Raw genomic sequence first — 14,459 nt, 5'->3', positions numbered from 1 at the left:
GCGGTTACTTCTCGGGGCGGCAGAAACCGGCGAGCGCCGGCACAGAGACGCAATCACCCACGGTAATACCGCGCGCCTCGAAGTAGCCGGCGTTCACCTCCAGCGCCGAGGTGAACGGCGCGCCCGCCGGGTAGGTCGGGCATTCGCGGGCTACATTGGACTCACAGGGCGGCATGGTGTTGATCGCTACGATCCGCCCTTCGCCGTCGATGTAGGCGATATCCAGCGGTATCAGCGTATTGAACATCCAGAAGGCGTTGTTCGCCGGCTGCTCGCGCTCGAAGCGAAACAGCATGCCGCGCTCTTCGGGCAAGTGCTCGCGCCCCATCAGCCCTTGCTGGCGCTGGGAGATCGTCTCGGCTACTTCGACGTCGAGCCGGTGCGGGCCCTGCTCGGTGTGAATGGTCAGCGGCAGCGTCGAGGCGTTTGTGGCCGCCTCGGGCTCGGCGGCGAAGACGTTGAGCACCGGCGCGCTAACGCCCATGATCAGCGTCGCGCCGAGGGCGGCCTTGACGAGCTTCCGACGTGACAGGTTCATGAGGCGCTCCCGGCCGCGTGCTCGTCGGTGATCGACATCACCTTCATGGTGTTGGTGCCGCCGTGGGCGTTCATGTGGTCGCCGCGGGTCAGAATGACGTGATCGCCGGGGCTCGCCACGCCCTGTTTGACCAGCATCTCGAGCGCCCGGTCGTTGAGCTCGGTGGCGCTCATTTTTGATGTATCGAAAGGCAGCGAGACCACGCCGCGGTAAAGCGCCATGCGCCGCTGGGCGACCGGGTTGTGCGCCAGCCCGACGATCGGCAGGCCCGAGCTGATGCGCGAGGCGATCAGCGGCGTATAGCCGGACGCGGTCATGCAGGCGATGGCGGCCACCCCCTTCATATGGTTGGCGGCGTACATCGCGGAGAGCGCGATGGTTTCATCGGCCTGGGTGAAGCCTTCGTGGATACGGTGGCCAGACTCCTGCACGGTGCGCTCGCGCTCGGCGCCGAGACACACCCGCGCCATCGCCTGAATGGTTTCGACCGGGTAGTCGCCAGCGGCGGTTTCCGCCGAGAGCATCACCGCATCGCTGCCATCAAGCACCGCGTTGGCCACGTCGAACACTTCGGCGCGGGTCGGCAGCGGCGCGGCAATCATGCTTTCCATCATTTGGGTCGCCGTGATTACCGCGCGGTTGAGCGTGCGGGCGCGCTTGATCATGCGCTTTTGCACGCCGACCAGTTTGGCGTCGCCGATCTCCACGCCCAGATCGCCCCGGGCGACCATCACCGCCTCACTCGCCTCGATGATGCCGTCGAGGGTGGCTTCATCCGCTACCGCTTCGGCGCGTTCCACCTTGGCGACCAGGCCGATCTCGGCGCCTTCGTCACCGAGCAAGCGCCGGGCTTCCTGCATATCCGCCGCCGAGCGCGGAAACGAGATCGCCAGATAATCCACGCCGATCGCGACGGCGGTCTTGAGGTCCGCCTTGTCCTTGTCGGTCAGCGCCGGCGCCGAGAGCCCGCCGCCCTGCTTGTTGATGCCCTTATGGTTGGAAAGCTTGCCGCCTACCACGACCTCGGTGTGTACCTGCTGACCCTCGACGCGGGTGACATCGAGCACCACCCGGCCGTCGTCGAGCAGTAGCCGGTCGCCGGCCACCACATCCTGGGCGAGGGTCTTGTAGTCGCAGCCAACGCCATTGACGTCGCCCGAGTCGCTATCCATCGCCATATCGAGCACGAAGGGCTGGCCTTCTTCGAGCAGGACCTTGCCCTCCTTGAAGCGCGCTATGCGAATCTTCGGCCCCTGCAGATCCCCCAGCGCCGCTACGCTGCGCCCCAGCCGCGCGGCGATCTCGCGCACGCGCTCGAGACGCTGACGGTGATCGTCGGCGGTGCCGTGGGAGAAGTTGAGGCGAACCACGTCCACCCCCGCTTTCAGCATGGCTTCGAGAACGCCTTCGCGGTCGCTGGCGGGGCCGAGCGTGGCGACGATCTTGGTACGACGAATGGGCGGTGCAGTGCGCTGGCTCATGAAAGTCCTGATCGGTGGTGAAGTGGGCTGACAGCTTAGCAAATTAATATGACGAACAGGCAAGCGCCGCCGCCGGCTATTCGTCGAGAGTGACGGTGATCGCGAGCGGATACTCGTCGCAGTTGTCGCCCTCGCCGCCGCGGTCGACCACCAGAAACTCGCCTTCGCGCTCCAGCACCGAATTGATCGCGTGCCAGGTGCCGGCGGCGTAGTTCACCCCCTGGCGGCCGTCGGTGACGAACGCCCGCACCTCACCTGGTTCGATCGCATCGCCCCTTGGTGCCACCACCACGATGAAGCGCTCGCCGTGCAAGGGCATGAAGGCCTGGCTGCCCAGGGGGTGGCGCTCGAGGAAGGTGAGTTCCAAGGGCAGCGTGATCGGCTGGCTGACGAAGATATTGATCAGGGCATGGGCGTTTTCGCCGAGCGTTTCGACCTTCGCCAGGTCGTGATGACGCTGGGTGCGCCCGGCGTTGATGGGAAACGCGTCGGAAGTGCGCGCGTCGATCACCTCGCCAAAGGGCGCGAAGGCGCTAGCGGTGAGTGGCGCGGCCGTGAGTTCGAGCATATCGGGCTCCCTGAACGATGGGCGGTGGTGTCAAAGCGTGAGCGCCGCGTGGCGATTCACATCCTTGTAGAGCAGGTAGCGAAACGGCCCGGGGCCGCCGGCGTAGCAGGCCTGGGGGCAGAAGGCGCGCAGCCACATGAAGTCCCCCGCCTCCACCTCGATCCACTGCTGATTCAGGTGATACACCGCCTTGCCCTCGAGCACGTAAAGGCCGTGCTCCATCACGTGGGTCTCATCGAACGGAATCACGCCGCCGGGCAGGAAGTTGACGATGGTGACGTGCATGTCATGGCGCATGTCCGCCGGGTCGACGAAGCGCGTGGTCGACCAGCGCCCCTCGGTGCCCGGCATTTCATTGGACACGATCTCCTGCTCGTTGGTCACGAAGGCCTCGGGCACGTCGATCCCCTCGACATATTCGTAGGCCTTGCGAATCCAGTGAAAGCGCACCGCCTCGCCGGATTCGTTGCGCACTTGCCACACCTGGCCCGGCGGGATGAACGCGTAGCCGCCGGGCGCCATGACGTGGCGCTTGCCTTCGAGCGTCAGCGCAAGCTCGCCTTCGACCACGAACAGCACACCTTCGGCCTTCGGGTCGAGCTCGGGCTTGTCGCTGCCGCCGCCGGGCTGCACTTCCATGATGTATTGGGAAAACGTTTCGGCAAAACCGGAGAGCGGGCGTGCCAGTACCCAGGCCCGTGTGCTTTCCCAAAATGGCAGGTTGCTGGTGACGATATCGCGCATCACCCCTTTCGGGATCAGCGCGAAGGCCTCGGTGAACACGGCCCGGTCGGCAGTGAGCTGGGTCTGCGGCGGGTGACCGCCCTGGGGGGCGTAGTACGATCTGGACATTGTTGGCTCTTATGAAAGGGAAACGGTAATCCTATCTTGTATACAAGATTTGGTGACCACTTTGAAGCGCTGTCATTATCGAACGCTTGTGAAACAAAGCTCCCAATAGTAACGTCGATAACAACTTTTGTTTCAACCCTGGCTCTCGGGTTCTTACAAACGTCAACAGGAAAACATGGCTCTGCCGTTTCAAAAACACAACAGAGGCTGCTTTAGCAGCCCAAGGTACGAGGCACTCAATGGATCGTTCCGATGTATCCCGCCCTGCGGCGCCCGCTAAAAAAAGCTGGTGTCGCATCCCCGATATCTACGCCGTACTCTTCTTTTTCATCGCGCTGGCGGCCATTGCCACGCACTTCGTTCCCGCCGGGCAGTTCGAGCGCGTGCCCGGACCCGCCGGGCGAATCACCATCGATCCAACCTCCTATCAGCAAATCGACCCCACGCCTGTGGGCTGGGTCGACTTCATGCTGGCCATCCCCAACGGGCTGATGAGTGCCGGTGAAGTCGTCTTCTTCACCTTCATGATCGGCGGTATGTTCATGGTGCTTCGCCGTACGGGCATCATCGAGATCGGCGTAGACAAACTGACAAGGCGCTTTGCCCGCCGTGGCGTATTAACGATACCGGTGCTCATGACCGTGTTCGCCGCCATTGCCACGGTGATCGGCACTCAGGAGCTAGCGCTCGTCTACGTGCCGGTGATTCTACCGCTGATGATCGCGCTGCGTTTCGACTCGGTCACCGCCGCCGCCGTGGCGCTGTGCGCCACCACCGTCGGGTTCACTACCGGCGTGCTCAACCCGATCAACACCGGCCTCGGTCAACAGCTCTCGGCGCTGCCTCTCTACTCCGGCTATGGGCTACGGGTGTTGGCGTTTCTTGTCATGTTGGCCGCGGCGATCTTTTTCGTCATGCGCTATGCCCGAAGGGTGCACGCTGAGCCGGCGCTTGGTCTCATGGCGGCCGATCCGGCGGAAAACGAAAAACGCGAGCGTTACCAGCACAGCGCTGAAAGCCCTCCTTTAAGCGCTAGTCTTCGCCAGAAGCTTGCAGCGGTGGCCACCTTCGCCTTCTTTGCGCTACTTGTATACGGGGTTCTGCGCCAGGGCTGGTTCATGATGGAAATGGCGGGGCTTTTCATCATCATGGGCGTGGTAGTGGGACTGATCGCGGGTCTCGATACCGATGAGATATGCGGGGGATTCAACCAGGGGTTTCGCGATGTGCTGGTAGGCGCGATGATCGCCGGCGTGGCTCGAGGTGTCGCGGTCATGCTCGAGGATGGTCAGATCATGGATACGCTGGTATTCGGATTGGGCAACCTGGTCGGTGAATTACCCACGCTCTTATCGGCCATCGGTATGTTCTTCGCTCAGTTGGGGTTCAACTTCATCGTACCTTCGGGTAGCGGTCAGGCGCTGGTAACCATGCCGCTGATGGCGCCGCTATCGGATATTCTCGGCGTTACCCGGCAGACCGCCGTGCTTGCCTACCAGCTCGGTGACGGGATAGGCAATATCCTTTACCCCACGTCCGGCTATTTCATGGCTACGCTCGCGCTTGCTGGCGTGCCCTGGCAAAAGTGGGTCAAGTTTTTCTTTCCGCTGTTCTGTGTCTGGATCGTCATCGCGCTGGGCTTTTTGATCTTCGCCCAGGCAACGCAGTGGAACGGTTAGGTTAAAGGTCGCTCAGCGGTCGCTAAAAATGGGGCGCTCGAGTTCTTCGAGCGCCTCGTAGTTGTCACCGATCGCGTTGATACGTTCACGGCCCTCTACCAGTCCTTCATGAAGAACCGCATTGGCGATCAGCGCGATCAAACTGTTGGCAGTGGCATAGCTATCGAATGCCGAAATACTTTCAAGCGGCGTTTCCAAAAACCAGTCGCCTTTTGATGCGAAGGCGACGGCCGTCGGGTCACCCATCAAAAGAACCCGAGCCGATGACCGCTCGAGCGTTTCGGTCAGCGCCTTGAACCCTTTTGGCCGCCGCCGAAAACCGAATAGTACGACGATGTCTTCATGGGTCAGATCGACGAGATCTTCGGCCAGCGACTGGTTTGGCTGGGGGGCAAGGCGAACCTGGTCGCGGGCCTGAATCAGCTGCTGGCGAAAGTGCAGCGCCAGCGGATAGCTGTTGCGAAAGCCCATCACCACGACTTGGCGCGCCGTGGCCAGCCCTTCGACCATGGCGGCGAAATCGCGCTCATCGAGCCGGCCCAGGCAGCGCTGCAGGTTCTCCTGTTCGCGCTGTAAATGGCGCGCCAGCGAGCTTTTGCTCTCTTCCATGGCGGTGGCATCGATGACCAGCGGTACGCCCAGGTTTCGAAGCTGACGGGCGTGCGCCTTGACGGCGCGAAAGCTCTCGAACCCCAGCCGCTTGAACAAGCGGCTGACCGTCGACTTCGAGACTCCGGTCAAACGGGCCAGATCCGCCGCGCTGTAGACGGCCAGATCGTCGAAGTGGTCCAGTATGAAACTCGCTACCCGCTGCTCCTGAGCGCTGAGCGATTCGAACCGGGTGGTGATGCGCTGTCCTATATGCGGCGTCATGAAACGTCCAGGCAGGTGGATTAAAGCGCCGGGGCCGGGTGGTGTTCGGCCCAGTGGCGGGCGATGTCCACGCGGCGCGCCACCCAGACGCGGTCGTGGGCTTCGATGTGATCGAGAAAGCGCTGCAGCGCGCGAAAGCGCCCCGGGCGGCCGAGCAGGCGGCAGTGCATGCCGACCGAGAGCATTTTCGGCGCGTCTTCGCCTTCGGCGTAGAGGACATCGAAGGCGTCGCGCAGGTAGCTAAAGAAGTGATCCGCCGTGTTGAAGCCCTGGGGCGAGGCGAAGCGCATGTCGTTGGTGTCCAGGGTATAGGGCACGATCAGGTGGTTGTGGTCGCTGCCCTGGCTGTCGGTGACGCGGGTCCAGAACGGCAGGTCGTCGCCGTAGTAGTCGCTGTCGTAGAGAAACCCGCCTTCGTCGAGAATCAGCCGCCGGGTGTTGGGGCTGTCGCGGCCGGTGTACCAGCCTTCGGGCTTCTCGCCATAAAGGCGCTCGAAGATCGCCATGGCCTTTTGCAGATGATCGCGCTCGATGTGCTCGGGCACTTCCTGGTAGTGAATCCAGCGGTAGCCGTGGCAGGCGATCTCGTGACCCAGCTCCTTGAAGGCGTGAGCCACCTCCGGGTGGCGCTCCAGCGCCATGGCCACGCCGAACACGGTGAGCGGCAAACCGCGCCGCTCGAACTCGCGCAGAATCCGCCAGACGCCGGCCCGGGAGCCATACTCGTAGATTGACTCCATGCTCAGATGGCGCGAGGTGTAGCTCGCTGCGCCGATGATCTCGGAGAGAAACTGCTCGGAGCCCGCATCGCCGTGGAGTACCGAGTTCTCCCCGCCCTCCTCGTAGTTGAGCACGAACTGCACCGCGATTTTCGCCTTGCCCGGCCAGTGGGCGTGCGGTACATGGCGCCCGTAGCCGATGAGATCGCGGGGGTAGAAGCTGCTGGTTTGCTCGTTCGACGTCATGGCATCTCTCGGTCGTGTATTGGCATTCTTTGTATACAAGGTAACCAGTTCAGCGCCCGCCCGCAACGCCCATCCAGGGTCAAGCCCGCCAGTGAGACCCTTCCACCATGGTCCTATTCCGATGGGGTTGCGCTGGACCACAAAGGGTCTTATTTTCGTATACAAGAACTTCTTTTATCGTTCACTTTCGAGTCATCCAACGTGCATATACGCATCATCAATCCCAATACGACCGCGTCGATGACGCAGGCCATCGAGCGCGCGGTGCAAGCCTTCAAGGGCGAAAACACCGTCATCAGCGCCACCCAGCCCGAAGCCGGGCCGGTCTCCATCGAGAGCCACTTCGATGAAGCGGTGAGTGCGGTGGGCGTGGCCGAGGAGGTGCTCAAGGGCGAGCGCGAAGGCGGGATCGACGCTTACATCGTCGCCTGCTTCGGCGACCCGGGGCTGCTCGCCGCCCGAGAATTGACTCGCGCGCCGGTCATCGGCATCGCCGAGGCCGGCTTTCACATGGCCACCCTGATCAGCACGCGCTTTTCGATCGTGACCACGCTCGGGCGCACCGGCATCATCGCCGAGCACCTTCTGGAGCAGTACGGGTTTCGCCACCACTGCCGGCGCATTCGCGCCGCAGAAATCCCGGTGCTCGATCTCGAGCACGACCCGGATGCGGCCTTCAAACGCATCGTTGCCGAGTGCTGCCGGGCGCGTGACGAGGACGGCATCGGCGCGATCGTGCTGGGCTGCGGCGGCATGGCGAATCTCACTCAGAAGATCAGCCGCGAGGTCGGCCTTCCGGTGGTCGAGGGCGTGAGCGCGGCGCTCAAGCTTGCCGAGTCGCTGGTTTCGCTTGGCCTTCATACCAGCAAGCACGGCGACCTGGACTACCCGCGCCCGAAAGCCTTTACCGGCCGGTTCGACTCTTTTTCCGAGCTGCGACTGCCGCCGGGTTCCTGACCACGTACCAATCCTGAAGGCAACTACCGACATCTGACGAGGAAAGACGCAACACCAGCGACCCCCCCATAACAAGATCAACATTACCCACACCGTTAGCACGCCACGCCGCAAGCGTCGCCCGCAACATCCGGGCAAAACTATAACGTCGATAAATCTTGCGAGGACGGTACGATGACTACGTCTGGACTGACTTCAGAGGCCGCAAGCCCCCGGGCCGAACACGATAACAAGGCCATGGGCGCCGAGAGTCTGGCGCCCCAGCAGACCCGTATCATGGGGCGCGGCTCCTATTTTCTGGCCTGGTTCGGCGGCTGCGTGTCGATTGGCACCTTCGCCATGGGCTCGAGCGTGGTCGGCACGCTCAACCTTTTACAGGCAACGCTTGCCATCGCCATCGGCTGCTTCGTCATCGGCGTGGCGCTGGCCATCAACGGTGCCGCCGGCTACAAGTACGGCATTCCCTTCATGGTGCAGGCGCGCTCCGCTTTCGGCTTCACCGGTACCCGCATTCCGGGGCTCGTGCGCGCGGTGCCCGCCATCGTCTGGTACGGCTTTCAGAGCTGGATCGGCGCAGGCGCCTTGAACATGGTGTCGGCCACCCTCTTTGGCTTCGATAACCTGGTGTTCTACTTCATCGCCTTCCAGCTGCTGCAAATCGCCCTTTCCGTGACCGGGTTTCAGGGCATCAAGTGGCTGGAGAACATCGGCAGCGCCTTCATTCTCTGCTCGCTGACCTACATGTTCTACGCCACGGTGCAGCGCTACGGCGACGAGCTGTCGGCGAGCCTGTTCACCATGGAAGGCTCCTGGGGGCTGCCGTTCTGGGGCGCGACGATGCTGTTTCTGGGCATCTACAGCACCATGATGCTCAACGTCAGCGACTACGCCCGCGAGCACAAGAGAGGCACCGGCGGTGGGCTTTTGACCACGATCTACGCCATGTCGATTCTGCCTTGCACCCTGTTCATGGGCCTGATCGGCTTCATGGTGTCGGAAGCGACCGGTACTGCCGACCCCATCCAGGTGTTCGCCAACGCCGTGGACAACACCCCGCTTTTGATGACCACGCTGTTGTTCATCGCCTTCGCCCAGGTGACCACCAACGTGCTCAACAACGTGGTGCCGCCGACCTACGTGCTGATGGACGTGTTCAAGATGCGCTTTCCCACCGCCACCATTCTGGTGGGTTTGCTGGCCTTTCTCACCTTTCCCTGGAAGCTGGTACAGCCGGAATCCGCTGCGGGGCTTCAGCTGTTCGTGCAGACCTACTCCGCGTTTCTCGGCCCGATCTTCGCCATTCTGGTGGTGGACTACTACGTGATTCGTCGGCGCACACTGGATCTGGACAAGCTTTACGACCCGCAAGGCCCTTATAAAGGCGTTAACCTGGCCGCGGTGATCGCCATGGCAATAGGCATCGTCGCCGCGCTCATCTTCTCGACGGTCTCCTGGTACGCAAGCCTGGTGCCGGCGGGGCTCGCCTACTACCTGCTGATGACCCGCTGGTCCGGCTGCCAGCGCTTCACCCAGTAACCGCGCTCCCCTTGCCGCCTTCGGGCGGCCTTTTCATGTCATCGCCCGACGATCTTTCACCCCGACGCAAGGATTCAACAATGCACGAGCAGCCGCCTGTCAGTGAGCTCGATATCCAACGAATCGATCCGAGCCTCTACAACGAGGACCTCGCCCCGCTCAAGCCGGAAGCGCGCAGTTGGGGCGCCTTCGAGATCTTCAACGTCTGGTCCAACGACATCCAGAGTCTGTTCGGCTATACCCTGGCCGCTTCGCTGTTTCTAAGCTACGGCTTGAACGGCTGGGCGGTGATGGCGGCGATCATTCTGGCCGGGGTGATCGTGATGTTTCTGGTCAACCTGACCGGCAAACCGAGCGTGAAGTACGGCATTCCGTTTCCGGTGATGGTGCGCGCAAGCCTTGGCGTGCGCGGCGCCAACCTGCCGGCCCTGCTGCGCGCCATCGTCGGCATCTTCTGGTACGGCGTGCAGACCTACTTCGCCTCGACGGCAGTGGCGCTATTGATCACCGCCTTCATTGGCGAGCCGAGCGGCGCAAGCTTTTTGGGGCTCTCCCTGGTGGCGTGGCTGTCGTTCGTAATCGTCTGGGTATTTCAGATCGCGATCTTCTGGCAGGGCATCGAGCGCATCAAGCACTTTCTCAACTGGGCGGGGCCGCTCGTTTACGTGGTGATGCTGGTGCTGATGGGTGTGGTCTGGTACCAGGCTGGCGACGAACTCCTGCCGGCGGTGGCCACCATCTTCAGCGGAAGCGGTGAGGCAAGCACCGGCTCGGTGGCGGCGTTTTTCGCCATCGTCGGCACCATGGTGGCCTACTTCGCCGCAGTGGTGATCAACTTCGGCGACTTCACCCGCTTCGTGAAAACCGAGCGCCAGATGAAGCTCGGCAACCTTCTGGGCCTGCCGCTGAACGTGGCGTTCTTCTCCTTCATCGCGCTGATCATCACCGCCGGTACGCTGGTGCTGTTCGGCGAGGCGCTGACCAATCCGGCGGATATCGTCGAACGAGTCGATTCGCTGCCTTTAACTATCGTCGCCGCGCTGACCTTCTTCGCCGCCACCGTGGGCATCAACCTGGTGGCCAACTTCATCCCGCCGGCGTACGACCTGGCGAATCTGTTTCCCAGCAAGATCAGCTTCAAGATCGGCGGTTTGATCACCGCGATCATCGCGTTTTTCGTCGGCGCGCTGTGGGTCTCGCTGATCAGCCAAATTGGCGTGCCCGGCTTCGTCAACGCCCTCGGCGCGATCGTGGCGCCCTTCTACGGCATCATCGTGGTGGATTACTACCTGATCAAGCGCCAGCACCTGAACATGGAAGAGCTTTTCAGCTCGACGCCGGGCAGCGCCTACTACTACGTGAAGGGCTGGAACAAACGCGCGCTGATCGCCTTCGCCGGCGCGGCACTGTTCTCGCTTTCCACCGGCTGGTGCCGGCGCTCTCGGCACTGGGCGGCTACGGCTGGCTGATCGGTGCCGGTTTGGGCGGGCTGATCTACTATGCGCTGATGCGTGAGTTCAAGGCGGCGCCCGGGTTTGCAGAGCAGAAAGCCTATTGAGAGGCGTAAATCGAGTGCAAGATGGCCCTGAGCGAGAATCAGGGCCACATCGAAGCGCCACGGGCCCGGCCGCCGTGGTAATGCCATTCAGTTAGGCTTGGTTGGGGTTGTGGGAGGGAGCTTCAGCTCGCGATGGGTGGGCCAAGCCAAGGCACCTGACGGCGCCATTCGCCCGCTGAAGCGGCCTCCCACTTGAGGTTTGTGGCCTCTCCTGGTACGTACATACATTAACTGAACGGCATTAGGCCGCCATGGCGCTTTTTTATGGGCGGGCCTGGCCCTCACCATTTATTTCTAGTGGAGTTTCTCCAGCGTCAAGTGGTTATCGATCTCCTTGATTCGGTCTTCGGTGTGGTGGTTGACGTAAAGCACGGTGGTTTCGCCGCCTTCGCAGATTTTCTCGATCAGCGCGAGTACCAGTTGGCGGTTCATGTCGTCCAGGCCCAGGCAGGGCTCGTCGAGGATCAGAAGCGGCGGGTGTTTGACCATGGCCCGGGCAATCAATAAAAGCCGCTGGTCGCCGTAGGAAAGCTTGTTGAACGGCTCGTCGGCCCGCGCGCTCATGCCCAGCAGTTCGAGCCACTGATCGGCGATTCGCTTTTGCTGGTCGGTGGCTTTGGTATAGACGCCGATACTGTCATGAAAGCCCGAGATAACGACGTTCTTACAGCTGGTGCTGACGCGATACTCCCACTGCAGCGCAGTCGAGACGTAGCCGATGAACTGCTTGATCTGCCAGATACTCTCGCCGCTGCCGCGCTTGAAGCCGAACACGAAGATATCGTTGGTGTAGCACTGCGGGTGGTCGCCCGTGATCAGCGAGAGCACGCAGGTTTTGCCGCTGCCGTTGGGGCCGCTCAACTGCCAGTGCTGGCCGCGCTCGATCGTCCAGTCGAGCCGGTCGACGATCAGCGCATCGCCGTAGCGGATCGTCGCCTGGGTGAGTTTGACCAGCGGCTGGCTCGGGTCGAGCGCCGGCAGCCGGCTTGCGGGGTCCGCTTCGGGTACACGCAAGTCGCTGGTTTTCAAATGCAGCAGCTGGTAAAGCTCGCTGTACGCCGCTTCATCCTGGCGGTCGACCGTGAACGCCAGCCGTCCGCCTTCGCTACGCTTTTTATTGGCTTTTGAAGGGGCCAAGCGCTCCTTGTCCAGATAGGCCATGTGGGTGATGAAATCCGGCATTTCGTCGAAGCGGTTGAGCACCAGCACCATGGGCACACGCTCGACGATGGCGGCCAGGTGCGCCTGGAGCATGGCGAGCGTGTCGACGTCGAGCCCATCGAATGGCTCGTCCAGAATCAAAAGCTCGGGCTCGTTGGCGAGCGCCCGAATCAGCATGACCTTGCGGGTCTCACCGGTCGAGAGCTTGCGAAAGGCGCGATCCAATAGCGGCGCCAGGCCGAACTTTTCGACCAGCTCCTCGGCAAGCGCGGCGTCCCGGCAGTAATTAAAAATCATCTCCCTGACCGGCGTACCCAGCGACACCACATCCATGATGTCGGCGTCGTCCTTTTTAAGCTCGGCGGCGATGAGCTCGGCCTGGGCCTCGAACGAGACCAGCCCCACGCGCTCGGGCAGCCCTTCGATGCTGCCCGCCTCGAGCTTGCCAACGCCGGCCAGCGCCGCCGCCAGCGCCGACTTGCCGGAACCGTTGGCGCCGGTGATCACCCAGTGCTGGCCGGGCTCGATGCTCCAGTCGATTTTGCTCAGGGTGAAGCGATCATCGAAGCTGATCGTCGCGCTCTTTAGCTGAATACTCGCAAGCGGAATCGAGGACGCCATGCAGGTGCTCCTTCGGACGGGTAAAAGAGACAAAAACGCCGGGCGTATCCTGGGGATAGCCCGGCGTTTGTTTGACTCGCTAGCGGCTAACCCAAGGGTTAAACGATCTTCTTCATATCGGCCATGTGACCACGCAGAACAGAGCCCACGGCTTCTACCGGGTGCGAGCGCAGCGCTTCGTTGACCTCGATCAGGCGCGCGTTGTCCACGCCGTTGTCGTCGACCTGCAAGCCCTTGCCGATGACGTCGGACTTGATGTCTTTCATGAAGTCGGTCAGCAGCGGTACGCAGGCGTGGTTGTACAGGTAGCAGCCGTACTCCGCGGTATCGGAAATCGTCGCGTTCATCTCGTAGAGCTTCTTGCGCGCGATGGTGTTGGCGATCAGCGGCGTTTCGTGCAGCGATTCGTAGTAGGCAGACTCGGCGATGATACCCGCCGCGGTCATGGTCTCGAACGCAAGCTCGACACCCGCTTTCACCATGGCGACCATCAGGATGCCGTGGTCGAAGTACTCCTGCTCGGAGATCGCCATGCTGCCTGCCGGCGTTTTCTCGAAGTTGGTTTCTGCGGTTTCGTCGCGCCACCGGTGCAGGTCGGCATCGTCGTTCGCCCAGTCTTCCATCATAGTGTGCGAGAAGTGCCCGCTCATGATGTCGTCCTGGTGCTTGTTGTAGAGCGGACGCATGATCTCTTTCAGCTCTTCGGCCAGGTCGAAGGCCTTGATCTTGGCCGGGTTGGAGAGACGATCCAGCATGTTGGTCACGCCGCCGTACTTCAGCGCCTCGGTGATGTTTTCCCAGCCGTACTGGATCAGCTTGGAGGCGTAGCCCGGGTCGATGCCCTCTTCGATCATCTTGTCGAAGCACAGGATCGAACCGGTCTGCAGCATGCCGCACAGAATCGTCTGCTCACCCATCAGGTCGGATTTGACCTCGGCGATGAACGACGACATCAGCACGCCCGCCTTGTGGCCGCCGGTACCCACCGCGTAGGCTTTCGCCAGCGCCAGGCCTTCGCCTTTCGGGTCGTTGGCTTCGTGAACGGCGATCAGCGTGGGTACACCGAAGCCACGCACGTACTCGGCGCGCACTTCAGAACCCGGGCACTTGGGCGCGACCATGATGACGGTCAGGTCATCGCGAATCTTCATGCCCTCTTCGACGATGTTGAAGCCGTGGGAGTAGGAGAGGCAGGCGCCCTCTTTCATCAGCGGCATCACGGCGTTGACGACCGAGGTGTGCTGCTTGTCCGGCGTCAGGTTCAGCACCACATCGGCGGTCGGGATCAGCTCTTCGTAAGTGCCCACGGTGAAGCCGTTTTCCGTGGCGTTCTTCCAGGACTGGCGCTTCTGCTCGATGGCGTCCGGGCGCAGCGCGTAGGCCACGTCCAGGCCGCTGTCACGCAGGTTCAACCCCTGATTGAGGCCCTGAGCGCCACAGCCGATGACGACCATTTTCTTGCCCTTCAGCGCCTCGACGCCTTCGTCGAATTCAGAGCTGTACATGAAGCGGCATTTGGCGAGCTGCTCGAGCTGTTCGCGAAGCGTCAGGGTATTGAAGTAGTTAGCCATTCTGGACATCCCGATAAGTGATCAAACGCGGTCGATGTAGTCACACCGATACGAAAAAAGTGGCCTGGTCGCTCACGGCAAGCGCCGGCGCCAGGCGAG

11 protein-coding genes and 1 pseudogene are annotated in these 14,459 nt (G+C 62.0%); 4 read left to right on the top strand and 8 right to left on the bottom strand.

Annotation, left to right across the window (positions count from 1 at the left end; all coding sequences use genetic code 11):
• Positions 1-4: 4 nt before the first annotated feature.
• The 4 genes from ACGK9R_RS02795 to ACGK9R_RS02780 form a co-directional block, all read right to left on the bottom strand.
• A complete protein-coding gene (locus ACGK9R_RS02795; protein ID WP_394578038.1) occupies positions 5-538 on the bottom strand; it encodes a DUF192 domain-containing protein in 534 nt (177 codons plus the stop codon).
• The gene (gene pyk / locus ACGK9R_RS02790) at positions 535-2,019 is read right to left on the bottom strand and encodes a pyruvate kinase (RefSeq protein ID WP_394578037.1); all 1,485 of its coding nucleotides are present in this window, start codon (positions 2,017-2,019) and stop codon (positions 535-537) included. The genes ACGK9R_RS02795 and pyk overlap by 4 nt, the downstream gene beginning before the upstream one ends.
• Before the next feature lie 76 nt (positions 2,020-2,095).
• Entirely contained in the window at positions 2,096-2,587 is a 492-nt protein-coding gene (locus tag ACGK9R_RS02785) for an ureidoglycolate lyase (RefSeq protein ID WP_394578036.1), read from the bottom strand.
• Positions 2,588-2,617: 30 nt separating this feature from the next.
• Positions 2,618-3,439, bottom strand: a complete 822-nt coding sequence (locus ACGK9R_RS02780; RefSeq protein ID WP_394578035.1) for a bifunctional allantoicase/(S)-ureidoglycine aminohydrolase — start codon at positions 3,437-3,439, stop codon at positions 2,618-2,620.
• 239 nt (positions 3,440-3,678) lie between these two features.
• On the opposite strand from ACGK9R_RS02780, the gene ACGK9R_RS02775 reads away from it, so the two are divergent.
• Positions 3,679-5,118: a YfcC family protein gene (locus ACGK9R_RS02775; protein WP_394578034.1), complete on the top strand. Its 1,440-nt coding sequence runs from the start codon at positions 3,679-3,681 to the stop codon at positions 5,116-5,118.
• A 12-nt stretch (positions 5,119-5,130) separates the two neighbouring features.
• On the opposite strand, the gene ACGK9R_RS02770 is transcribed toward ACGK9R_RS02775, so the two are convergent.
• Complete coding sequence (locus tag ACGK9R_RS02770) at positions 5,131-5,991, bottom strand: MurR/RpiR family transcriptional regulator (protein WP_394578033.1); 861 nt, start codon at positions 5,989-5,991, stop codon at positions 5,131-5,133.
• Positions 5,992-6,011: 20 nt separating this feature from the next.
• A complete protein-coding gene (gene puuE, locus ACGK9R_RS02765) occupies positions 6,012-6,956 on the bottom strand; it encodes an allantoinase PuuE (protein ID WP_394578032.1) in 945 nt (314 codons plus the stop codon).
• A 201-nt stretch (positions 6,957-7,157) separates the two neighbouring features.
• Here puuE and ACGK9R_RS02760 point away from each other — a divergent pair, with 201 nt between their 5' ends.
• The 3 genes and pseudogenes from ACGK9R_RS02760 to ACGK9R_RS02750 all read left to right on the top strand — a co-directional run bounded on the left by ACGK9R_RS02760 (position 7,158) and on the right by ACGK9R_RS02750 (position 11,007).
• Positions 7,158-7,913, top strand: coding sequence for an aspartate/glutamate racemase family protein (locus ACGK9R_RS02760; protein ID WP_394578031.1), 756 nt, complete (start codon positions 7,158-7,160; stop codon positions 7,911-7,913).
• Positions 7,914-8,087: 174 nt separating this feature from the next.
• On the top strand, positions 8,088-9,449 hold the full coding sequence (locus tag ACGK9R_RS02755) for an NCS1 family transporter (protein WP_394578030.1): 1,362 nt from the start codon (positions 8,088-8,090) through the stop codon (positions 9,447-9,449).
• A gap of 80 nt (positions 9,450-9,529) precedes the next feature.
• A pseudogene (locus ACGK9R_RS02750) lies at positions 9,530-11,007 on the top strand (NCS1 family nucleobase:cation symporter-1).
• A gap of 294 nt (positions 11,008-11,301) precedes the next feature.
• On the opposite strand, the gene modF reads toward ACGK9R_RS02750, so the two are convergent.
• Together modF and ilvC are read right to left on the bottom strand one after the other, a co-directional pair.
• Complete coding sequence (gene modF / locus ACGK9R_RS02745) at positions 11,302-12,789, bottom strand: molybdate ABC transporter ATP-binding protein ModF (RefSeq protein ID WP_394578029.1); 1,488 nt, start codon at positions 12,787-12,789, stop codon at positions 11,302-11,304.
• Positions 12,790-12,887: 98 nt separating this feature from the next.
• Complete coding sequence (gene ilvC, locus ACGK9R_RS02740) at positions 12,888-14,360, bottom strand: ketol-acid reductoisomerase (RefSeq protein ID WP_394578028.1); 1,473 nt, start codon at positions 14,358-14,360, stop codon at positions 12,888-12,890.
• Positions 14,361-14,459 lie beyond the last annotated feature (99 nt).

It is taken from the genome of Halomonas sp. HNIBRBA4712 (assembly GCF_043558675.1).
GTDB lineage: Bacteria > Pseudomonadota > Gammaproteobacteria > Pseudomonadales > Halomonadaceae > Vreelandella.
This window is presented reverse-complemented; position numbering and strand designations above follow the sequence as displayed.